This is a genomic window from Parabacteroides sp. 20_3, from assembly GCF_964238835.1.
In the GTDB taxonomy this organism is placed as follows: domain Bacteria; phylum Bacteroidota; class Bacteroidia; order Bacteroidales; family Tannerellaceae; genus Parabacteroides; species Parabacteroides distasonis.
Window position 1 is genome coordinate 525,207 of sequence record NZ_CAXSNO010000002.1, and the last position, 23,874, is coordinate 549,080.

Annotated in this window: 14 protein-coding genes; 3 read left to right on the forward strand and 11 right to left on the reverse strand. The window is 45.0% G+C overall.

Features of this window, described 5'->3' with window-relative positions:
- Positions 1-4 precede the first annotated feature (4 nt).
- A complete protein-coding gene (locus ACESPU_RS05990) occupies positions 5-1,597 on the forward strand; it encodes a RagB/SusD family nutrient uptake outer membrane protein (RefSeq protein ID WP_008779636.1) in 1,593 nt (530 codons plus the stop codon).
- An 83-nt stretch (positions 1,598-1,680) separates the two neighbouring features.
- On the opposite strand, the gene ACESPU_RS05995 is transcribed toward ACESPU_RS05990, so the two are convergent.
- The 10 genes from ACESPU_RS05995 to ACESPU_RS06040 form a co-directional block, all read right to left on the reverse strand.
- The gene (locus tag ACESPU_RS05995) at positions 1,681-1,824 is read right to left on the reverse strand and encodes a hypothetical protein (protein ID WP_005866422.1); all 144 of its coding nucleotides are present in this window, start codon (positions 1,822-1,824) and stop codon (positions 1,681-1,683) included.
- Between the two features lie 487 nt (positions 1,825-2,311).
- On the reverse strand, positions 2,312-2,500 hold the full coding sequence (locus tag ACESPU_RS06000; RefSeq protein WP_005866426.1) for a hypothetical protein: 189 nt from the start codon (positions 2,498-2,500) through the stop codon (positions 2,312-2,314).
- Between the two features lie 446 nt (positions 2,501-2,946).
- On the reverse strand, positions 2,947-4,521 hold the full coding sequence (locus ACESPU_RS06005; protein WP_009017172.1) for a RagB/SusD family nutrient uptake outer membrane protein: 1,575 nt from the start codon (positions 4,519-4,521) through the stop codon (positions 2,947-2,949).
- A gap of 25 nt (positions 4,522-4,546) precedes the next feature.
- Positions 4,547-7,693: a TonB-dependent receptor gene (locus ACESPU_RS06010; RefSeq protein ID WP_122297417.1), complete on the reverse strand. Its 3,147-nt coding sequence runs from the start codon at positions 7,691-7,693 to the stop codon at positions 4,547-4,549.
- Between the two features lie 731 nt (positions 7,694-8,424).
- Complete coding sequence (locus ACESPU_RS06015) at positions 8,425-11,313, reverse strand: glycosyl hydrolase family 38 (RefSeq protein ID WP_121962267.1); 2,889 nt, start codon at positions 11,311-11,313, stop codon at positions 8,425-8,427.
- Between the two features lies 1 nt (position 11,314).
- Positions 11,315-12,457: a sugar MFS transporter gene (locus ACESPU_RS06020; protein WP_005866412.1), complete on the reverse strand. Its 1,143-nt coding sequence runs from the start codon at positions 12,455-12,457 to the stop codon at positions 11,315-11,317.
- Positions 12,447-14,816, reverse strand: coding sequence for a GH92 family glycosyl hydrolase (locus ACESPU_RS06025; RefSeq protein ID WP_373133205.1), 2,370 nt, complete (start codon positions 14,814-14,816; stop codon positions 12,447-12,449). The genes ACESPU_RS06020 and ACESPU_RS06025 overlap by 11 nt, the downstream gene beginning before the upstream one ends.
- Positions 14,813-15,916 carry an ROK family protein gene (locus ACESPU_RS06030; protein ID WP_022191913.1) on the reverse strand — a complete coding sequence of 368 codons (1,104 nt, stop codon included), beginning with the start codon at positions 15,914-15,916 and terminating at the stop codon, positions 14,813-14,815. The genes ACESPU_RS06025 and ACESPU_RS06030 overlap by 4 nt, the downstream gene beginning before the upstream one ends.
- 57 nt (positions 15,917-15,973) lie before the next feature.
- Positions 15,974-17,719: a class I mannose-6-phosphate isomerase gene (locus tag ACESPU_RS06035; RefSeq protein WP_373133207.1), complete on the reverse strand. Its 1,746-nt coding sequence runs from the start codon at positions 17,717-17,719 to the stop codon at positions 15,974-15,976.
- A gap of 32 nt (positions 17,720-17,751) precedes the next feature.
- Positions 17,752-19,053 carry a hypothetical protein gene (locus tag ACESPU_RS06040; protein ID WP_005866404.1) on the reverse strand — a complete coding sequence of 434 codons (1,302 nt, stop codon included), beginning with the start codon at positions 19,051-19,053 and terminating at the stop codon, positions 17,752-17,754.
- Positions 19,054-19,155: 102 nt separating this feature from the next.
- Between ACESPU_RS06040 and ACESPU_RS06045 the strand changes: the two genes are divergently transcribed.
- Positions 19,156-20,046 (forward strand): AraC family transcriptional regulator, encoded by an 891-nt coding sequence (locus tag ACESPU_RS06045; protein WP_057325876.1) that lies wholly within the window; start codon positions 19,156-19,158, stop codon positions 20,044-20,046.
- Between the two features lie 87 nt (positions 20,047-20,133).
- Positions 20,134-21,480: a sodium/glutamate symporter gene (locus ACESPU_RS06050; protein ID WP_005858025.1), complete on the forward strand. Its 1,347-nt coding sequence runs from the start codon at positions 20,134-20,136 to the stop codon at positions 21,478-21,480.
- Here the strand turns inward: ACESPU_RS06050 and ACESPU_RS06055 are convergent.
- Complete coding sequence (locus ACESPU_RS06055) at positions 21,467-23,833, reverse strand: ABC transporter permease (protein WP_373133208.1); 2,367 nt, start codon at positions 23,831-23,833, stop codon at positions 21,467-21,469. The two genes, ACESPU_RS06050 and ACESPU_RS06055, sit on opposite strands and share 14 nt — an antisense overlap.
- Positions 23,834-23,874: the final 41 nt, after the last annotated feature.

Here is a 23,874-nt window from a genome sequence, read left to right on the forward strand (position 1 = left end):
TGCAATGAAAAAAATATTAACAACAGCTATTTTATGTGCGGGATTGGTAGGATTTACCGCATGTGACAGTTTTTTGGATGAGGATCCGAAGTCGTCCTTGACTTTGGATACCTATTATAAGACAAGTGCTGATATTATTGGCAATGTCAATTATCTATATCGTGATGGTGCTCCTGATAAGATGGGTAATATGACTGGTGCTTATAGAGGTTCTAGCTTGTCTGTAATGAACATGGTAACTGGTTATTTCGTGAATGAATATGAAGGTCAGGAAGTAGACTGTTCCTATGCTCGCCAGTTGACTCGTCAGGACTTTACGCAATCTTGTTGTAATTATTTGACTAATGACACTTGGAAAAGTTGTTATAAGTCGATCAATGTAGCGAACGCAGTTATCAAGTATGTTGATGGTGTGGAAATGGATAATCAAGCTCAGTATAAAGCAGAGGCTCGTTTCTTCCGTGCATTGAACTATTTCTATCTTGTAAAAATGTTTGGTGATGTTCCAATGGTTACAGAACCTACAGAAGATGCTACTTTGGTTGAATATCCGACTCGTACGGCTGCATCGGAAGTTTTCAATACAGTTATCATTCCTGATTTACAGTTTGCTGTAGAGAATTTACCTAATGCTACTTTTGCAGGAAATAGTCACCGTGTGACAAAATATGCGGCTGATATGTTGCTGGCCGATGTTTACATGAGACTAGGAGAGTACGCTAATGCGGTTACTCCATTGAAAGATGTAATCAATAGCGGAAAATTCGCTTTGGCTACTAACGATAACCTTGCGGAAGGTAGTGCGTTCAATAAGTTACGTACAACAGATGATCTGCCAGAGGTTATTTATGCCCGTGAATATGACGCAGCTATTTCTCCTAACGGTAATATCCCGGTTCACGCATTCAATTTGATTTCTCCGACATTCTTCGCTAATTCTTCTACTGGAAACAAATACTCTTTGTGGGTAAATGTGTATGGTGTTAGCGAGCGTTATTTGAATGTGTATGGTGAGAAAGACTTGCGTGCCCAGATGAATCAGTTCTTCCATCGTACATATACGCATCCTGTTGATGGAACAACTCTGGATATGAAGATGCTTTGTAACTGGTACTGGTATGATGAGACTGCTATCTTAGAGACTGGTAAGGGTACGAAAGACTGGAACTTCTATCGTTATGCTGAAACATTATTATCTGCCGCTGAAGCTATCGCTCAGTCTAGTGGGGTAAACGCTGAGGCTGCCGGCTATTTGGCACAAGTTAAGGCACGTGCTAACATGGAAGGTAAGGATGTTTCTACAATCGCTTCCGAGCTTCAAAGATTAGGCAAGCAAGCTTTTATTGAAGAGTGCTGGAAAGAGCGTTTACGTGAGTTCCCATTGGAAATGAAGATTTGGGATGACTGTGTTCGTACAGGTAAATTCCCTCAAATCTCCGCTACAAACAAGGGTGAGGTTCAATTCGTTGATTTAATTGGCGCTAAGAATGGTAGCGGTGCTACATTCAAGGCAACAGACTTATACTGGCCGATCCCTGTAAACGAGATCCAACGTAATCCGAATTTAACTCAGAATGAGGGATATTCAGCGAAGTAATTACTTTTTATTTCAATAACTGATGGCTGAAAGGGAAGGATGAGTGATTATTCTTCCCTTTCTTCCTTAATACAAGAACCCCATCATCCATAACGGGATCTTATTTTTATATCATCCGCAACGATAAAACCGTCCGGTATCCCTTCTATTGGTGAGTACCTTTTTCGTTTGCCACCGATCTCGAACGTATAAATTCCATCCACCAAAAAATCGTTGGCTTCGCTCATACTTTACAAATTTATCCTTTCTATTTTATCTGTAATACTCGGATGTAAATCTAAGGTTGTTACTTGGTGAGACTTTTTCAATTGGTTCGCAAAGAACGTCTCCCGCATGTTGCCGATATTCGCTTTCAAAGGCGAGAGGATATACATCAGATTTCTATTTTTCAAGTAGATATTGTCCGGCTTTTGCAGGCGAGAGATACCAAAAGTAGAAACAGTTGTAGGTCAGCTTACTTTCTGCCAATACGTTTAGATAAGTCAATAAAACGTTTCTCGTGATACTAATCCATTCGCAGAGCTTACTGATATTCGGGATAAAAGGGGCCGGTAAAGATAATTTGCAGTTCTGGCATATCATCGTATATATTCTTCAACTCTTGGCTTTACTGGGGGGATTTATGTACCTCATCCAAGTGTAAGCGTGTTCCTCCTCGTTTCACGAAACGATCCGCAAAGTCATATAATGTATTGTCAGAGAAATAGATACTATCTAAGCTGACATATATGGTTCGTTCGTCTTGCGGAAAATTTCGCTTGATATGCTGTTGCGGTACACTCCCCGAGCACCTCTTATACCGATCAACCGGGCATCCCGATTAATCTCGTACACCGTGCTTCTAATAAAGGCGGTAGAGGTAAATCGCAACTTCTTTCGATACATCTCTATCAATCGCTCCATAATCGTACTTATATATATGCAAATATAACAAATTGTTTATAGCAGAGAGCAATTTTGGGCGTTTTTTGTTTACAGAAGGAAGCAATTGCTTATCCTCTAGCCTGTGTCAAAGTAAAGGATGTTTATGAAGTATTAGTGACTTGGCAAAGTAATATATACTGCGTGGGCAAAATAAGTATATATCCTTTGAGCAAGTCAGTAGTACTGCTCAGAAAATCATTCTTTTTTCTTCACCTTCCAACCGTCCTTCTAACTTAGCAGAATCCAGTATGTCATTTCTTGCTCTTTTGTTTTCATAGTTGAAAGTGAATAATAAGACAACCAAACCAAAATTCTGTATATTATACATTGTTTCATGCAACTCGCTGACTAATCGAGCTACCAAAAAGAGAGGGAAGGATGATCGCTCATTCCCTCCCTCTCTAGCCATCAGTTATTGAAATTTATTATTGAACGGCATAGCCCTCATTCTGAGTCAAACTCGGGTTACGTTGCATCTCGTTCAAAGAGATCGGCCATAGCAAGTCGGAAGACTTGAAGGTTGCGCCGGAAGCGTTCTTTGCGCCAACTAAGTCAACGTATGTAACCTTACCCTTCTCTGTAGAAGAGATTACAGGGAACTTGCCTGTACGCAAACAGTCATCCCAAATCTTGAATTCCAACGGGAACTCACGCAAACGCTCTGTCCAGCATTCCTCGATAAAGGCCTGCTTACCTAATTTCTGAAGATCGGCAGTAATTGCGGCTACCGTCTTGCCTTCCATGTTTGCACGAGCCTTGACTTGTGCCAAATAGCCGGCAGCCTCAGCTGTTACACCTTGAGACTGAGCGATAGATTCAGCAGCGTCAAGTAAAGCCTCCGCATAACGATAGATATCGCGGTCTTTCGTAGAACGTCCTGAGTTCAACAAAGCGTCCTCATCATACCAGAACCAACAGCCACAAGCATCCTTAGGAGCCGTCCAAGTCTTGCCATTGTCCGGATTTGTATAATCCCAATGGAAGAATTGATTTGGCTGAATACGTAAGTCGTTTGCTGCATACACGTTCAAGAATTGATTCGTTGGCCCGTATGTACGCTCAAAGATAGAATACGTACCAAATATAGCTGTAGCCGCTGAGTTGAACGCATAAGTAGGCCACCAACCACCGTTACTGATCGTAGCGTTGTATTCATAAGAGTAAATAGACTCATCTAGTCCGTCTGTCGTGCGGATCTTATTATAGGCAGAACCTAGCGCTAAGTCATTATTGGTTGCCAAAGCGTGCGGAGAATCGATCACAGTCTTTACCGCAGAAGCCGCATCCGCATACTTACCTTGTTGCATATAAACGGAAGTCAAGACCATCGCTGCCGCATACTTCGTGATACGGTTACCATTGTTGTAGAAAGTAGCAGCCGGCAATGCATTAACGGCATCCCTCAGGTCGGATTCGATCTGAGCATATACTTGCTCTACAGAAGCACGCTCCAAATACATGTTCTCCATAGATTCGTAAGGTTCTACTGTCAATGGAACACCACCAAAGATCTTTACCAAGTTGAAATAGTTGAATGCTCTGAAGAACTTAGCCTCTCCAACCAGACGATTGGCCAAAGATTGATCCATCGAGATTTCCGGAATATGCTTGATCGCACCATTCGCTACGTTGATAGCCTTGTAGCAATCATCCCATATACCGTCAATAGTTACGGAAACAGTCATCGTATTCTGCTGACGAGTCAACTCGCGAGAATATTTACAAGTCAACTCCTGACCTTCATAACTGTTTGTAAAGTAACCAGTCAATTGTCCTGTGATAGAGGCAAACGGACCAACATAAGCACTACCCGCACCTGTGAGCTTATTTGAAGCTCCTGTACGATACAAATAGTTCACGTTAGCTTGAGCTTGAGCCTCTGTCTGGTAATAATCCGGGGCTGTCAACGATGACTGCGGTTTCTCTTCCAAGAAATCATTACATGAGCTGAACCCGGTTAAACAAGCACATGCAATCGCTACTGTCAATATTTTTTTCATTTTTTTACTCTACTGATTAAATGAATTAGAATGTTACATTAACACCGAACGTGAATGTTCTCGCTCTCGGATAAGAGAAGAATACCATGTTCTGACCGAACTTATTACTATCACCTTGTGATGTACCCTCTGGATCGTAACCAGTGAAATCACTAGCTGTAATCAAGAATAAGTTATTCGCACTTGCGTACAAACGCAAAGCGGACAAACCGATCTTGCCAATCACGTTTGAGTCAAAAGTATAACCCAATTGCAACATGTTACAACGCAAGTAAGAACCATTAGCGATCCATTGAGAATCTACTGTCGTATCCTGACCTGCATGGCCTGCGTTACATAAGTAAACAGCCTGTTGCATCGTGTTCGGGTTCGATCCGTTATATGCGTCATATAAAATATTGCTCAAACCATTCGTGATACCGAAACGGTCGTAAGTAGAGTGGTAGAACTGTTGCATTGTCTCAACACCCCATACGAACTGCAAGTCCATCGTCAAATCGAAGTTTTTGTAAGAGAAGTTGTTGATCCAGCTTCCAGTCCAGTCCGGCATACCTTTGCCGATGATCTCTTTCTTATCCGTACGTTTCGCACGACCGATCTGGTTCTTCTCGCACAATCCGTTGTTGAAATCTTCCTCCGTATAAACACCCAAACGTCTGTAGCCATAGAAAGAACTCATGTTCTCACCTACACGCAAGATACTTTCAGAACCACCTACCCAGCTGTTCATCTCGATATCCTCGTTATTGTCACCCAACTGAAGGATCTTGTTCTTGTTGAAATTTAAGTTGATCGTAGAACTCCAGTTGAAGTCTTGAGTCTGAACCGGACGTGCGCTGATCATCAAGTCCATACCTTGGTTTCTTACAGAACCGATGTTCTTATATACCGTAGTGAAACCTGTCGTGTGAGGAATCGGGCAATCCAACAACAAGTCGGTTGTCTTCTTGTTATAGTAAGCTAGATCGAAAGACAAACGGTTCTGCCAAAATCCAATTTCGAAACCAACATCAAACTGACCGGTCTTCTCCCACTTCAAATCAGGGTTAGCCATAGAACTGATGTAAGAATACGGAGCACGTACATCGTTGATAAGAAGCGTACCGGAAGAAACACTTGCCAATGACTTATAAGTGTCAATCTCGGAGTTACCGGTCAAACCATAACTTGTGTGCAACTTCAAGTTGCTGATTGTGTTCTGATCTTGCATGAAATCCTCTTGTATGACATTCCATGCCAAACCAGCGGATGGGAAGAACGCATATTTGTTGTTCTCACCAAACTTAGAGGAACCATCGACACGCCCTGTTACGGTTGCGGAGTAACGATCTTTATATGTATAAGCGAAACGCAAGAAATAAGAGTTCATCGCCCAACGATCGTAAGATGATTCGGGAGCATCAGGTGTTGTGCCTGCTGACATATTATTGTCCTCAAAGAAATCATCTGAGAAACCTGTCGTACGAGCCTTATTCCATTTCTGTACACGCTCTTGCCAAGACAAACCAGCCATTGCGTTGATACGATGATCGCCAAATGCCTTATTGTAAGTCAAGTAAGTCTCCTCTTGCCAATAAAGCGTATTCCAGTTTTGGTACTCAGCCCAACCGTTCGGCATGGAGATGTTGTTCAAATCGATAGAAGAATAACCTCTATACGTTCTATTATGGTGATCAAGACCTAATTGAGTTTTCAAATCTAAACCTTCAGCCAAATGAAATGTCAAAGCGGCGTTACCAAACACCTGCGTGTTGTAGCGCATACGTTTTTGCATATCCAAGATCATGACAGGGTTAGACATACCCTCAAAGCCTAATACATCACCAATGGAAGAAGAGGTAGAAGTGGTATATTTACCATCCTTATCGCGAATCGGCATCCAAGGAACCATTTCGATCATGGTACGACGAGCCTCTTGGCCACCACCATCCTCAGGCGTATAGCGACCCCATGTATGGTTAACCAATACATTGACCGCCGTAGACAACCACTTCGTAGGATTAGCGTCGTATGCCAATTTCGCATTAATACGCTTATTATACGTATTGTTTACGATACCCTGCTGATCTGTATAGTTCAAAAAAGCGCCCATTGAAGAGTTCTTACCTGCCTGTTGTATATTCAACTGATGGTTGTGAGAAACTGCGGTACGAGTTGCCTCATCTTGCCAATTCGTATCATACAGAGGATTACCGCTTGCATCAAAGAAATTTGAATCATTAAACCAATCAGCACGGTTCAAAGACCAATTTTTACCTTGCCACTTATTCTCGTTTTCCAAACCAATCATGAATGCATCACACCATTCTTGGGCGTTCATCGTATCCATCTTACGAGCGATATGGCTTGCACTGACAGAACCTTGATAGCTAACCTGTACGCCTTCACCATCTTTCTTACCACGCTTTGTAGTTACCATGATAACACCATTGGCACCACGGGCACCGTAGATAGCGGCTGCGGAAGCGTCTTTCAATACCTCCATAGACTCGATGTCATTCGGGTTCACCAAATCGAAGTTCTCCATAACGACACCGTCTACTACATATAGAGGATTTGAAGAAGCGTTGATAGTAGCCATACCACGGATAACGACACGGTTTGAATAAGCACCCGGCTGGCTGGAGTTTGAGAAGATGTTAACACCAGATACTTTTCCGCGCAAATTGTCTAGTGCACTAAAGTTTTGGTTCTTTGTCAAGTCATCACCTTTAGCCACACCAATGGAGCCAGTCACGTCTGATTTACGCATCGTACCATAACCTACGACCACAACCTCGTCCAAAGTTTGAGTATCTTCCTTCAAAGTAACGTTAATCGCTGATTGGCTTCCCACAGGGATCTCCTGAGACAGATAACCGATATAAGAAACGACCAACACATCGTTTGCGGACACACCCTCGATCGTGTAATTACCGTCAAAATCGGTGATCGTACCGTTTGTAGTGCCTTTCACCACCACGTTAGCGCCAATAACAGGCTCACCTGTACCGTCAACAACCACACCTGTTACTTTCTTGCCTTGCTGCACTGCCATTACTTCATCAACCGTGCCTGCGGGAGCGGGAGCGGCCATAGCGGCGTTTACAGAGAAGGCAGAAAGCAGCAAACAGAACGCTGAGGCTTTAGCTATCCCCTGAATGGATAATAGCTTAGATTCATTCTTTGTCATTTTGCTTTGTTTTTTAATTAAGTTTAGATTGATTACATTGTCTATGTAATTTTTATCGTTATAGATGGACATAGTTCGTACGGAACTAGTGCGCCATTCATGGTCTATATCATTAAAAACTGGGCAAATGTATAACTTTTTTTGTAAACTAGACTTAAATCTATAGTATTTTTTTAATAAAAATGACACATTTATCACAAATCACCCCTTGAAACCAAGAATATCAGCCCTTAAATGTACTAAAAATATATTGTTCCGTACGGACTTACAATAGTATCATCGTCTTTCTATCACATAAATAATTAACTATCAAATATTAGCAGTAAAAACACTTTAAATTGGTTACAATAAACAAATGTTAAATTTATTGAGATTCAAGGCTAGGCGAAAATGGCACTAGTATGGCTTCTATGAAAAAAACAGATAATGTATTCAGAGACTGGATAATATGAAAAAATTTAGCCCTCCTTTATAAATAAAAGAAGAACCACATTATCTACAATATTTCTACCAAGAAAGCGCCATAGACTTATTCCCACAAGGCTTGAAATCCAATAAGGCATTACCCGAAACAGAGTCTCTCATGACACTCTCCACCCATCACTCTAACACAAACAAGTCTTCTGCTTAGAATAATACCGATTTATTTGGGATTAAATCCTATCAAAACATTCAATATACAAACATAAGACAAACTGGATAAGGGCGGGCAAACCCCGCCCCTTACCATGCTACCAAGATAATTTTATAAACTTATTCTCCCACGGAGCGAAACTCAACGGATTCCCCGAAACTGGGTCTCCTACGACATCACAAACCCTAGTTTTCACAAAATTAATTTTATCTGAAGCTACAGAGAAAGTAGCGGGCTTCCCGCCTATCTCACGCAATTGAAGCATAACAGCGTTCTCGCCTTCCACAGGCCTCATGTTTACCAACAACAAGTTCTCCGGTACGATCTTGAAAATGGAAGCCGATTGGAGAGGCTCCACCTTTTTATCTCCGGCAGGCAAAACACGGGTCAAGAACGGAATCCGGTTTTCCCAAGCGAACTTAGTCGCATACTCAATAGTGTTATCTTTCGAAGAGTTGATGAAGTAACTCCATTGTATCTCTCCCATTTGGTCCGCATTGAAATTGGTTACCCAATAGTTGTTCATCGGCCATGAATACATATTCGTGGACTGAGGTACGGCTCCGGCCTTATACCGCCCCGTATTGATCGCCCCAAATTGCATTAATGGTATTTCTTGGCTACCCATCACGACTTGCGACTCTGCGTTACGAGCCGTAGCGAAGTTTTGCACCGTGTACCAATCGTTAGAGGAACCCGGGATTTGGTCTACACCCGCCTCGATCGATCCACCGGGTACATCCAAATGGATCTTTCCACCTTCAACCTCAAACGGGAAAGCGATATAAACCGCTTCCGGATCTGTTACCGCTTTTTTACGCAAGCGATAAACTACCTCGATTTTCTTTGTTACGTTAAATACACGGAATTCCACCATCAAATTATTCGGCTCACGTCCCGCTACTGTCTCTCCCCGGAAACGATATGTATCCCAAACATCGCCTTTCTCATATTTCTCGAAACGCATCTTCTCGGGACGACGGCGGAGGAATTGGGGAGCACGATATTGTTCCATCGGATGACGGCTATCGATAATCTCATAAATAAACTCTCCCATCTCCCATTCCGCATCCGGCGTAACCAATTGTTTGTTCAAATCCTTATCATATAATTTACGAATCGTACCTTTACGGGTATTGAAGTCGATGGCATACCAAGGATTCTCCACATGTGTCTCTTTTAATTCCGTTGCGCCCTGTATTTCCGGACGTGGCGCATCCTTTACTTTTATATAATACTGCGCATATCCCAAGGCCGGGACATCTTTCACGTAAAAGCTCCAATAGGTACCGTCGGAACGGCTTTCGCCAGCTTGTGCGGGAATTACGTTGCCAGCCGCATCCACGATCTCGAAAGCCTTGTCTTTCGGAAGAATCTGATGATCGACATAAGCTTTAGCGATACCGCTATAACTCCAGTTGAGCGTATTGAATACAGCGATAGACGGAACGTCGCTTTTAGGCACGAATGATTGTAATATACCCATAGTAGCCTCTCCCAGCAAACCGGAATGGCGATAGGCTTCCCACGCATACGATTGTTTCAAGGAGCGTTGTTCCCAAGTTTCCAGTCCATAAGCGTTACGTACGCTCTCGCTATGCCCGAAAGTATGCTCATCATAGAACAAAAGAGCTTTGTTGATGTCCTGAATCCGATCATTGATGTCTTTCGGCAATTGAGCGCCTAGCATTTTAGCAAATGACAATCCGGCTTGATTCGCGATAATATCCGAATGAGTCACACGAGATATGGCGGCTTCACGGGCACCGGAAGCGAAACCATCCGTCCACCAATCCGGCCAAGCTCCACGAATAGTCTGAATATGATCCGCATATTGGCTCTCTACCGTCTTAAAAAACTCACTGGCTACCGCCGTGCGTAATTTCGGCCATTCATACTTCTCATTCCATTTCTGTAACATCTCGCAACTTTTAGTCGAAGGGGGCGCATTATCCGTAAGATATCCCGAATGCTGCACCGCTAATATATCATACGGATAATTTTTCGCTTCCATTTCACCTAAATAAGTTAAAACACGCTCCTCAAACTGGTCAAAGTTATCTGTATGAATCCCGAAAAAATTACCATAGTGATAATGCTCCGCACGATAAGTCAAGACCTTCTTCCCAGAAGGTGATTCCCACCAAAACACCGTAGGTTTATCAAAGCAGATCAACGCTCGATGACCATGGGTTCCCATATTCACATATTTCACGCCGGCATCTGCGAAATACTCGCTGAAACACCAACCGATACCATTCACGTCGTCTTGCATCGCAACCTCGGCACGCATCCCATTTTCTCTAAATTGCTTGATCGGATAAAGGGAAGCGGCAAGTGTCTGCTCATCCGGTAATTCGTCAAAATTCAAGAACATCGTAGCTAATTCAATACGGCCCTCTTTTACCCGTTGCTTCAGGCGAGCGATCTGTTCCACAGGACGACATTTCAAATATTCGCTAACCGCCCAAGCGATCTCGCAAGTCCAACGGAACTTAGCGAAATCCGGATAATTATCCGTAGCGTCACAATAATCCAACGCATAATCAATGTATCGAAGCTGTTCTGCCAAGATTTCCATTTGGGAACGGGTATAACCGATATCCGTATGGGTGTGTTGCACCATATTCATCTGCCAATGTCGAACCGGTTTTACGGTCACCGTAGTTTCCTCTTTCTCTTTCCCACTTGTCAACGTCAACGGTAATTGGCGAGTCGTGCTAACCTCGGGTATCTCGATTCGGAATACATTATCCCCGGACACCAGTTTCTCTTTATGGCTTTGCTCGCCTAAATGGATCGTCACTGTAGAAGGTTCTCCTTCATGTTTTACGGAGATCTCGACCTTTTGGGTCAGTCCGTTTTTCGATTTATAAACCGCCGGTAATACACGGCTCTTGACATCCGATAATCCCGGAGACGCATGAACCGACAATGTCCCGATCAACAAAGCCAATCCTGCTGATAAATAAGTTCTTTTTTTCATCTTATCGTGTTTTTATTGATATAAGTCCTATATACAACATACATATTAATAATAGCATCAAGCCGGCTACCTGTCCGAACATATCGGCTATGCCTCCCATACAAGGCGTAATCAAAGCGCCTCCTGATACACCCATAATCATCAAGGCCGAGACCTCGTTCGATTGCTCCGGCCGATGTTCCAACGCAAAAGAGAACAGGATCGAAAACACATTCGAGCAAGCCAAGCCAACCAGTACGATCATAACGCCCATGCCCCACAAGCTATCCGAGATAAGCAATCCTACGAAAGCAAGGATAGCGATAAGCATGCTTCCCCTTAAGAAGGGTCGTGACGAGATCCTCGCCAGCAATATAGCCCCCAGGAAAGAACCTCCGGTACGAGCGGCGAAATAAAGGCTACTCCCTAATCCAGCCTCTTGCAACGGCATGGATAACTTTTCCATCAATAGCTTAGGGATCGTCGTATTCAGACCGACATCGATCCCGACAATACACAGAATCCCCAAGAAAAGCATCCGTATCCTAGCATCTTTACATAAAGCTAACGTAGAGGCGAACGAGGCTTCTTGCCCCTCTCCTTCCTCTTTACCCGGAATAGTCGTTATCAACCAGATGATAGATAACAAGGTAGTCACCGAATAGACAATGAATATCAACTTCCAATCTCCCCAGAAAGAAGAAGCTATACCTGCAATAATCGGCCCTAAGAAGGAAGATACCGCCTTAATAAACTGCCCTAAAGTAAGCACGCTCGTTACTTTATCCGGATTTACCACCCGCGCTACCATCGGATTCAAGGACACTTGCAAGATCGTATTTCCAATTCCCAGCAAAGCGAACGCAAACAAGATACAAGCAAAGTCATAGAAGAATAGAGGTATCAGCATCGCCAAGGTTGTGATAGCCAAGGCTACGACCACCGTATTCCTACGCCCGTGCCGTCCCATCCAGATACCGGTAGGGACAGAGAACAGGGCGAACCAAAGAAAGACCATCATGGGCAATAGGTTCGCCAACGTATCGGACAAACCAAAGTCCATCTTCACATAATTCGTGGCAATTCCCACGACATCCACGAATCCCATCACGAAAAAGCCGAAAAGGATCGGGAATATAGCGGAGTTCGTACTTTTAGTTCTCATATCGATCTTTTGGTTGGTTACCCATTTCTAAAACCAAATGTCCACCTTGAACAATCTCCGAGAAAGGAATACGAGTATCCGTCAATGGTTTCCCGTTTAAGTCCATGGATTGCACGTAATCATTTTGCTTACTATTATTACGAGTCTCGATCACGAATTCCTTCCCTTTATAATAGCGGTCATTCAGCCGGATCGTAATCTTATCGAACAAAGGACTACCCAAAGCGAAAGAAGGCGCTTGATCCGTCAAGCCTTTCATATCGAATAAGCCTAAGGAAGAGATCACGTACCAAGCCCCGAGCTGGCCTTGATCCTCATCTTGTCCGTAGCCATAACCGTGGATGCCATCCGTACCATAGAACTCATTCAAGATCGCCCGCACCCATTTTTGCGTAAGCGAGGGACGACCGGCCTCGTTGAACATCCAAGAGATGTGCAAACAAGGTTGATTTCCTTGGTTATACAAGGTTTGCAAACCGGCGAAAGCCCCTACTTCCGTGCCTCCGCTAAAGATTAATTTACGAGACACCGTGAAGATGCTATCCAACCGATGGTTAAACACGTCCGCACCTACTTTTGCGACCAAGCCTTTCGCGTCGTGCGGTACATAGAATGTATATTGCCAAGCGTTACCTTCTTGGAATCCGCGCCATACTTGCATCGGATTGAAGTCCTCGATAAACGTACCATCCTTCTTTTTAGGACGGACAAAATTACAGGAAGGGTCATAGATACGCTCCCAGCCTTTCGATAAGTCCATCAAACGGTTATAATCGTCCGTCTTACCCAGTTGCTTCGCCCATTGGGCCACGGCCCACGCACTATAAGCATATTCCAAGGTATGGGAAGCGGAAAACATGAAAGCCTCGTCCGGCCCGTCCCCTTTATCCAAATGAGGTACATAACCATATTCCACGAAATAACGGGTATCGATCTTTCCCGCGCCCAACGGACGATTCTCCCCATCCAACTCATTCTTCAAGCAAGCCTCATAAGCCGTATTCACATCGAAATCCCGGATGCCACATTGATAAGCGCCAGCGATAATCGTACTTAATAAATTCGTACCAACCCCGGAGACATAACGGCTATTAGCGATTCCATCCGCCAGCCAGCCGGCGTCCTTGTACACCAACAAATGGCTACTTATATAATCCGAATAATATTCCGGATAGGCCAAAGCCCAAACCTGTGTCAGATTCCATTGCGCTCCCCAAGCGGCATCGGTATTGTATAAGTTATGTACCGGTTTCCCGTCTTTCAAAGGGATTTGTCCTACCGAGCCATCATTTCTCGGATAAGCGCCATTCACATCGCTAGCTAACCCACGCCCCAATAAAGCGTGATACAAACCAGTATAGAATTTCACCTTATCCTCTCGCGCTGGAGTCTCTACCCGGATACGTCCCAAATATTCTTCCCATGTTTGGCGAGATATTTCCCTTGCCTCGTCAAACGTAAGGGTAGCGGCCTCAGTCTCCCTATTTAACCGGGCATTCTCCACGGATGTATAGGAAAGACCTACTTTAGCGGTTACCGACTCTTGATCTTGGGTACGGAATGTCAGATAAAGTCCGGCCCCCACGCCCGTCGCTTTCCGTTCATCCGGACGGATATCCGCTCCGTTGAAAGCGCCAAATCCAACGGGAACCTTGTCCAGCACCGCCGAGAAATACAAAGGAACCGATGCCCCGGGTTGATATTTCCTCACATATTCAGGCTCGGTAATCACCCAGCCCTCGATATGCCCGTCTTCCGTAAAAGTAATTTCAGCATCCCATACAGCTCCGCTCTCTCCTTGACGGTTTCCTATATCGAACAAGATATGGCTATCCTCCCCGGCCGGAAATGTATAACGCTGAATAGCGACACGAGGGGTAGCGGTAAGCTCCGCCCGGATTGAGTAATCTTTCAAAAGAACGGAATAATAACCGGCAGTAGCGATCTCGTCCGCACGATCAAAACGGGAACGATATCCCATACCGGTCGAGTCGTCTACCGCTCCGGGAATTGTTTTCAATGGACCCGTCGTAGGCATCAGTACGATTCCACCGATCTGAAACTCATGCAAGCAGGGGAAACCCTCGATCGATTGATCCCGATAATCGTAACCGGTCGCCTCCCAACCGGATTTATTCCCGATATGCCCGTTCGTAGAAGGAGCCGGCTTGGCCATACCGAAAGGCATCGCTCCCGGGGTAAAATGAAACCAACGGCAATGCGCCGTACCGATCCGAGGTTCTACATATTGGCTAAGCTCTTCTTGCTGAACTTTCTTGCCTTGTGTCACACAGGATGTGAAGAAAGCACACGCAAACATCAGGAACCATACAGGTCCTATACTATATTTTTGTCTCATATTCCTTTAGATAGATGGTTTAACGCAAAAACATAAGCTCCCATAGCGATCGAGCGATTAGCACCTTGTTTACTTACGGTCACCCCTATCCGTTTACAAGGATCATACCCTACCTTGCGATTGGTACCCGGAATGGGTACCTCGACAGCTCCTCCTTTAGCGAAATCAGCGAAACTCTCCGCATCCTCCAAAAGATAAGCTTTCATTTGCAATCGGCCGAAACGACTTCCATCCATCATACCGGTAGATGAGTTCAATTCTTTCAACAAAGCAGGGAGAATATATTTAGAAGCCCCCGATAGTCCACCACCGATTACGATGATGCCATCGATTAAAGTAATGGCAGACGCCAACGCATCCCCCGCTAGCTCCCCTAATTCGGAGAAAGCCGTAATAGCAGCCTCCCGGTTACCCGGGCAAATACCCTCGGCGATCTCAAAGATCTCTTTCGGAGTATGCACTCCCGTATCACCGGATCGTTCCGCATATACTCGCATGACCGCACGTATGCTGACACTCTCCTCTACGATATACTCCGGATATTTCTTATTCCGAAAACACCAGATATCTCCTCCTGCCGCATTATCTCCCAATAGAAGCTCTTGATTAATGACAACCCCGGCACCAAAACCGGTACCCAAGGTGACTCCCAGCAGGTTCTTATATTGCTTCATGCTTCCTGCCTCCCGCAAACGGCGGTTTATATCCGGAAGGGCTCCGGTTAACGCTTCTCCATATGCGAATAAATTCCCATCGTTATTGATAAATACCGGTATCCCGAATATATCTTCCAGAAACGGGCCTAACGCTACTCCACCCCGGAAAGAGGGGAAGTTGGGTAAATCGCCTATGATACCGGCTTGATAGTCTGCCGGACCGGGAAAAGCGAAACTGATAGCGACCGGAGTTTCCGGCAAGCCTGCTTGAATTGCCTTAAAACCCTCTACCAAATTGCCTAAACACTTATCTAAACAATCCGCGCATGCCGGAAGAACTACCGGATCGGCTATCTCTTTTCCTCCTTGGATGGCAGAGAAAACAAAATTCGTTCCTCCCGCATCCAATGTCATTACTATTCTATTGTCATTTGTATACATCATATATTCCTTTTCTTTATTTACCCATGTTCCGCCAGTGCCACCATGGTGGCACGGTGATTATTGCCTAAATCGTACGTAAGCTTTTATAGTACCGCAGTATTTACCTACGGACGATCCATACGGGCGGATCGTATATTCACCCACGCAAGCCGGAATGATAAAAGTCTCCGCGTAATGAACGATGAATGGTTCAAAAGCGTTTGTCGGACTCTCCACGATCAACTCATCTCCCTTGATTACATTCAGTACTTGCACCCCTCCATTCGTATCGTGAGGCACGATATCCGTGAACCAATGACGGCGGGTCTCGATGAACTCGTTCTCATGCAAGCCGGTCCGCTCCTCCCGCCAACCGTCTCCCTCGGCGATCATCTCCACTTGGTTGATCAAGTTATGACGGACAAACTCCGTTTGCCGCTCCCATTGGATCACTTTCGAGCCGTGGCCGATATTAATCGGTCGAGGCAGTCCGTCCAATCCCAAGCGGCCCCAGTCCCAAAGCTTAAAGGTAAAGATACTTGGGGTAGCGCTAATCTCCAGCACCATGGCACCGGCTCCCGAACAATGGACCGTTCCGGCGGGGATCAGATAATGATCATGGCGTTTGGCAGGCCATTTGTTGACATATTTCTCCGTATCGAAAGGCTTTCCGGTCTGTTGGGAGTCGTTTAGGGCAGCGATCATCTCGTCCGGATTTACACCGGTTTTCAATCCCAGATAAACGGTAGCGTCCTCCTCGGCATCCAGCAGGTAGTAGCTCTCGTCCTGCGTATAATAAATCCCGAACGTATCCCGGATATATTGGGTGACCGGATGCACTTGCAAACTTAGGTTTCCTCCTCCCATCGTATCCAAGAAGTCGAAACGGATCGGGAAATCTTGTCCGAAACGAGCCTCGACCGGCCCGCCCAGCAAGTCTCTCGTCTTATAGAATACCAAGTCATTGGAAGGGATCTCAAACAGCTCTCCGGCAACTTTCAGGTATAAACTATTTTCCTCGGGCACGCAATCAAAACACCAGCCGAAGTTATCTTGCTTTTTATCCAGATCACAGACCTCTTTCATCCATTGGCCGCCCCAAGGAGCCGGATCGAAGAAAGGTACTACCCGGAACGGGGTATGCGCCGTTTTCTCCAACCCTTCTTTCAAGATCTCCCCGGAAATCATCTTAGGTGTTCCGACGATATGGGTATCCAACCAATAATCGACCTTAGGAAGGACTTTCTTCTTCAGATTATCGCAAACAATCCAATCAATAAAATATCCTCGCTTATAATGGTACGACGGGGCTTCCTCCCGGTTTTCCACACCTAGCCCGTTCACCTCTTTTCTACGGGAACGCATCTGGATCTCCCAACGAGCCATATCCGCGTAGATCAATTTGTCCGGAGCGGGAACGATCTCGGCGGCGGCGTGGCCATAAACGATTGTCCAGCCTTTTTCATCACGCAAGGACTCCCGGCAGGCGTTCACCTTCTCCTCATCCAAGAAATCCGTATAAGAGAAATGAGCCCGGCGGCCAAACAACCGGTCATCCGTCAGATAAGGATAGGTCATCGCCTCTATATCTTCTGCCGATTTAAATAAATCTCGCGTATTGATAAAACGATCGGGCGCAAGTGCTTGCAGTTCACGCATCAACTCCTCGTGATGAACCCCTTGGTAGCATTCCACCACCCAAACTTGTGATCCATTCGTTTCTGCATGTATCTCCGCCAATCGCTTCCGTATCGATTCCCAGCCTTTCCACAAGGTACCGTCTACAACGGTGGCCGGCATTTTATCATAATTACTTTTTCTCATCTCTTTTGATATTTAATATTGCACGCTTGTATTTAACTCTTATTTTTCTCTGCCCAATCCCTTAATAATTCAATCGCCTTAGATAACACTCCGGCCGATCCTTTAAAGTTTCCGGAACCACTAGGAATACCTCCTTTACCATACCATTCGTAGAATCCGTTATTTTGGATCACACGCTCGATCATCGGATGGATCTCCGCATAAGCCTCCTCAACCATACCGTTTACGACAAGCTGCTGGATCATCCGACCGCCAAACCATGTCCAATCCCCGCCATTCTGATACAGATAAGCCTTTGACATTCCTCCATGGAAAAAACCATCCGGATACACGGGATATAAGGTAAGACCAATACTCGACATACCCGACAGGCGAACATTCTCAAGCATCTGGGCATTTACGGTACGTATCTCGTCTTCCGTTAATAAGCCAGCCTCTATAGCGACAGCCGTCCCACCATGATAATGAATGGCCAGCTCGTCGAATCCTTCCGGTATCGGCGATTTCTCAGGATAGATATGAGGAATGAATTTCTGTCGCTTCTCGTCCCATAAATGAGTCCGTACATTCTTGGCGATTCCCTCCCGTAAACTTCTCCAACGGGGAGCTTGCGGAGAATCGGGAGCCATCTCCAATAAATAATCTAAAGCGATAAGAAACATAGCGTTATCATATACGTCAATGGCCGGATCGGATAGCTCATTCATGTCACATCCGAAATCATCGTTCGGCTGTACGTCGCCCCAATCAGCGGTCATCGCTCCATAAAGCAATCCATATTTCTCATTATATCGTTCCCGCATCAGATAATCTACCATTGCGTTCATTCGCTCGAGAACGGTCTTCCCGGCAACTTTCTCATTCAATATCTCCCGATCACCCGTCTTACGAATGTATTTACCTGCGATCTGAATCAAGGAAGACTCTTGGTCCGTCTCTACCGTATTCTTAAAAGCGACATGTTTCGGGGCGGCATTCGAATAATAAGGCGTATCATCATACCATGTAAAATCTTCTTTCAGCACATAACCATCGATCATCTCATCATTCGGCTGTTGAAGAGCGAAAAACAATAAGATAGCTTCCCGCAGTTCGTGTGGATCACTCTCCTCGCAAGCGATCTCTATAAACGTATTCATATCACGAGCCCATATCTGGGAATAACCGCTGCCCGCGTTAAAACCATTGCGGATGGTAGCACGAGCCATACTATCGACCTTCAACAAATTCGTATCAGACAATATCTGATTGGCCAATCGCTGTCTATCGGTTAATCCCGTACAAGACAAAAAAGATACAAATACAAAAGAAACTACAACTAGAATTTTATTCATGGCATTATGTTATGATTTATGTCGGCAAAATTATTTCAATAATCCAGAAAGGAATACTACATTTGTTCCGATTTACTTGTACAATCTTATGATTTATAGATCATGGTCAAGATAAAAGAAGGATTTAAGGGAGAACGGCTCGTTTCTTTACCCGAGGAACTATTGGCAAGCTACCGGAGGGAACCGCTCATCAATAATTTATATGTACGCAAGATCGGTTTCTTCCCACGTGTTAAATATCATTTTCTCCAAAAAGAACATGGCTGTGACTACGCCATGCTTATTTATTGTACGGAGGGAAAAGGATGGTATCGTATCCTCGGTAAACAATATACCGTGGAGAAATACCAATATATCATCATCCCTCCCGGTATCCCCTACTCATTCGGGGCAGACGAGGGAGATCCATGGACTATTTACTGGTTACACTTCCAAGGGAAGCTTTGCGATCAATTCCTGCCGTCGCATCCGGTTCCGGTCACTATTTTGCCGAATGAATATTCCCGTTTACAAGATCGGTTACGGCTGTTTGAGGAGATATATAGCAGTTTCTCCATGGGATATATTAAAGAATATATGATTTATTCCTCCATGTGCCTTTACAATTTTCTGGCCTCTTTCATCTATCTGGAGCAATTCCGCCATATCATGATTCCCTCGCAAAAAGAATATCCGTTCACGGCACGGGTTATTCATTATATGCGTGAGAACATCCAGCAGAATCTTACCTTGAAGGAATTAGCGTCTTATTTCAAATATTCCCCTTCTCACTTCTCGGCTCTCTTCTTTGGCGAGACCGGGGTCTCGCCCATGAATTACTTCATACGCTTGAAAATACAGAAGGCTTGTGAATATATCGAGCTAACGAATATGAAGTTGAATGAGATCGCCACGCATCTGGGATTCGAGGATGCCGCCTACTTCTCGCGTACGTTTACGAAAGTAATGGGTTGCTCTCCTTCCGCTTATCGTAAAAAGGAGATGGAGATATAGAATTCGTTTGGATTTCTAGTATTTCTCATGAGAATAAAATATATTTGTACAATAGATATTTAAACGAACATAAAGTAAGTAGTTACTATGATAGACCTAACACAATTTACCCCTTGGACTCTCTTTACGGATCTTGGATTCATTTCGATACTTCTATTGGTTGGCAAATTCATACGAGTCAAGGTAAAACTGATACAACAATTATTCATCCCACCCAGCTTGATCGCGGGCTTGCTAGGACTGGCGTTCGGACCTAATGGACTGGGGTGGATTCCGCTTTCCAATGACTTAGGTACTTATGCGGCTATCCTTATCGCCTTGGTATTCGGCGCGTTGCCTTTATCTTCCCCGAACGTCTCCATGAAAGAAGTAGCGAAACGAGTCGGGCCGATGTGGGCGTACGCTCAGGTGGGTATGTTATTGCAATGGGCATTAGTAGGCTTGTTCGGATTGTACGTGATCAAGCTGATCTGGCCGGACCTGAATGACGCTTTCGGCATTATGCTGCCGACAGGCTTTTATGGCGGACACGGCACAGCCGCCGCTATCGGGTCCGCGTTCGAGGGATTGGGCTGGGACGAGGCACGCAGTTTAGGCATGACAACCGCTACCGTGGGGGTTATTTGCTCGATCATCGGAGGTTTACTGATGGTCAAATGGGCGGCCAAGCATAAACAAACCGCTTTTATCTCGGATTTCGACGATCTACCGGACGAGCTGAGAAGTGGGTTGCTGCCAGAGGATAAGCGGGATTCCATCGGAGAGGCTACGACTTCCTCCATATCCATCGATACGCTGACTTTCCATGTGGCTTTGGTATTTGTCGTGGCTTTTTTGGGATATATGGTTAGCCAAACCGTAAAGGTGTATTATCCGGTATTGGAGTTACCTGTTTTCAGTTGTGCCTTTATCATTGGATTAGTATTAAAGAAATTCTTCGACGCGACAACCATATCCAGATATATCTGCCCGCAGACGACCCAGAGGCTGAGCAGTTCCTTCACGGATATGTTGGTAGCTTGCGGTGTAGCGTCTATCAAGCTAGGGGTGATCGTAAAATATGCCTTGCCGCTTATCGTACTCATCATAGCGGGCGTGGCGATCGTCTGGTGCATAACATTCTTCTTAGGAAGAAGATTAGCCAAGACCTTTTGGTTCGAGCGCATGATTTTCGCTTGGGGATGGTGGACCGGCACGATGGCCATGGGCATCGCCTTGCTGCGGATCGTCGATCCGAAACTTTCCAGCAAAGCGATGGATGATTACGCGATGGCTTACCTGCCTATAGCTCCCATAGAGATCTTATTGATCACCTTCGTCCCCATCCTTTTCGTCAACGGATTGGGAGTTTGGTTGCTATTAGCCTGCTTGGTCCTTTCCCTACTGATCTTGCTACTGGCGTGGAAGATGGGATGGTGGATTACTCGCTCTTGATACTATTTACCGGATTCTCGTTCGCCGCTTTCCAGTTCTGGAAACTCACGGTCAATAACGTGATTACGGTTACGATCAATAAGGCGATTAAGAATACCCACCAATGAAGCGGAGTCTTATAAGCGAAACCCTCGAGCCACATCTTCACGCCCTGCCAAGCGACCGGCGCCGCTATCACGAAGCAAATACCTACAATCCTCAGATAGGCCTTATTAAACATCAGCAGGATCTCTCCTACCGTAGCTCCATGTACCTTGCGGATACCTATTTCCTTACGGCGGTATTGAGTCTCGAACACCACTAAGCCAAATACCCCGACCAAAGAGATAATAATCGCCAGTAAACTAAAGACCGTAACCAGATCGCGCAGGTTCTCCTCTTTCCGGTAAAGATGATTAAATATCTCATCATAGAACTCGATATTGAACGGATAGGAAGGGTCTAATTCTCTCATCGTCTCCTGGATGTGTCCTACTACGGCATGAATGTCCGATCCGGCTTTCAAGCGGATATAAGAGATTGGCAAAGAATAACCAAAGTTTCCGACCAAGAAAGCGATATTATCCTCTCCACCACGAAGCGAGGTGAATTTCACATCGTCGGAGAAACCGATAAGATGACCGGGAGAATAGCTATCGAACGCGTCACCCACTTGCATATCCAACCCCTCCATGGCCGTACGATTGAATATATAAGACACATGATCCGAAAGTTCGTCCGCCTTTGAGAAATCTCTCCCTTCTATAACCGGAATCCCCATCACCCGCAAGAAATTGGAAGATGCTATAATTATGAAATACTGAAAGTCCTTACCCTTATAATTACCGCCATTCGTGTTATACCCGTCCTTAGAGCCCACTTTCTCCATAGCGAAAGCTACATCCTCGATCCCCGGATTCTCTTTCAAGCGATTCACATATGTATCGTGATGCTTATCGTACATTGTCTCATTCAGCTCCACGATAGCTACCTGATCCTTATCGAATCCTAAAGAGAAATTCCGCATATAACTATTCTGGATTTGCACAAAGCAAGCCCCGATAATCAACACGATCGAAACAACGAACTGGACACAAATCAATGTCGTACGTAACTTACGCCCAGAAGGAGATAACCCGAAGCTGCCCTTCAGCACCAAGGCCGGAGGAAAAGAAGTTATATAATAAGCAGGATAAATACCCGCCAGCCAACCGATAACCAACGCTACGATGCCACACAAGAAAACGATCGGAAGATTTGAGACCAAACTCAAATCGGCCTCGATAAAAGGTAGCGCTTCCGCCCAATCCAATCCCCAAACGATAACGAGACTTACCAGCCATGCTATAAAACTAATAAGGGCTGCCTCTATCAATAAAGATCTGCGCAACAAAGTATCCGAACTACCCAATACCTTCTGCGTATTGATACTTTTGATTCGCAACGGAGTCAGAGAAGTGCTAAAGTTCGTGAAGTTAATAGCCGCAACAATGACGATCAGAAGAGCTATACCGAACAATAAGGCCGTGACTTCCTTGTTTCCGCTCCGGAATGTACCACCGTCTTGCGTCTCATTCATATAATAAATATCAGTCAGCGGAACGAGCCGGATCTGTTCTCCTTCATGGTAAATCTTCTTGAAATCAAAATGACGGTTGAAATTATCGGCAACCTCATCTGCCATGGCAGGATTATCAAGCAATAAATAACAAACCCAGTTACTTGAGCTAAAATTATTGATATTATAATCCGGATCGATCGCCGTATAGACCACGTTCCGAAGCTGCGTGTTCTCCGGGAAATCCTTATAAACCGCGCCAATCGTAAAAAGCTTAGCCGATTTAGTCCAGATATTTTCTTCCGCTCGCAACGTCTTACCAACCGCAGAGATATCTTCCCCAAACAACTTGTCAGCCAAGCTTCGGGGTACCATTACTTTCTCGGGATCTTTCAAGCAATCGATATCGCCTTCCACGATCGGGAACGCGAATATCTTCGGTAAACTAGCGTGGCAGGTTGTCACGATTTCCTTAAACCCAAACGGTTGCCCGTTTCTATCCACCGAGAGATAAACACCATTCTGGCCAAAAGAAGGAGTCAACAATGTACCCGCCTCTATATGCGGGGAAGATTGGATGACAGCCTCCACAAAGGCACGGGGTAATATTGTCCCGAAAGTACCCGGAATGGTCAAGTCCACCCTAAAAATCCGCCCGGACGTAGGATGGTAACGGTCAAAAGTCCGCTCAAAATTAATCTGTATCAAAATCACGATAAAAGCGGCGAAAGCGACCGCTAATCCCGCTACATTCAAAAAGGTAGCTACCTTGAAACGTATTAATACATTGATGAAATTGCGTATGATTGTTTTCATAACTTGTTCTATTTTATTGATACTAAAATCGACCCAAAAAG

Coding starts and splice junctions, on each gene's coding strand:
- ACESPU_RS06015 (WP_121962267.1), bottom strand. CDS start 11,313: ATGAAAAAAAGAACTTATTTATCAGCAGGATTGGCTTTGTTGATCGGG.
- ACESPU_RS06020 (WP_005866412.1), bottom strand. CDS start 12,457: ATGAGAACTAAAAGTACGAACTCCGCTATATTCCCGATCCTTTTCGGC.
- ACESPU_RS06000 (WP_005866426.1), bottom strand. CDS start 2,500: ATGGAGCGATTGATAGAGATGTATCGAAAGAAGTTGCGATTTACCTCT.
- ACESPU_RS06035 (WP_373133207.1), bottom strand. CDS start 17,719: ATGAGAAAAAGTAATTATGATAAAATGCCGGCCACCGTTGTAGACGGT.
- ACESPU_RS06045 (WP_057325876.1), top strand. CDS start 19,156: ATGGTCAAGATAAAAGAAGGATTTAAGGGAGAACGGCTCGTTTCTTTA.
- ACESPU_RS05990 (WP_008779636.1), top strand. CDS start 5: ATGAAAAAAATATTAACAACAGCTATTTTATGTGCGGGATTGGTAGGA.
- ACESPU_RS06040 (WP_005866404.1), bottom strand. CDS start 19,053: ATGAATAAAATTCTAGTTGTAGTTTCTTTTGTATTTGTATCTTTTTTG.
- ACESPU_RS06030 (WP_022191913.1), bottom strand. CDS start 15,916: ATGATGTATACAAATGACAATAGAATAGTAATGACATTGGATGCGGGA.
- ACESPU_RS06025 (WP_373133205.1), bottom strand. CDS start 14,816: ATGAGACAAAAATATAGTATAGGACCTGTATGGTTCCTGATGTTTGCG.
- ACESPU_RS06005 (WP_009017172.1), bottom strand. CDS start 4,521: ATGAAAAAAATATTGACAGTAGCGATTGCATGTGCTTGTTTAACCGGG.
- ACESPU_RS05995 (WP_005866422.1), bottom strand. CDS start 1,824: ATGAGCGAAGCCAACGATTTTTTGGTGGATGGAATTTATACGTTCGAG.
- ACESPU_RS06055 (WP_373133208.1), bottom strand. CDS start 23,833: ATGAAAACAATCATACGCAATTTCATCAATGTATTAATACGTTTCAAG.
- ACESPU_RS06050 (WP_005858025.1), top strand. CDS start 20,134: ATGATAGACCTAACACAATTTACCCCTTGGACTCTCTTTACGGATCTT.
- ACESPU_RS06010 (WP_122297417.1), bottom strand. CDS start 7,693: ATGACAAAGAATGAATCTAAGCTATTATCCATTCAGGGGATAGCTAAA.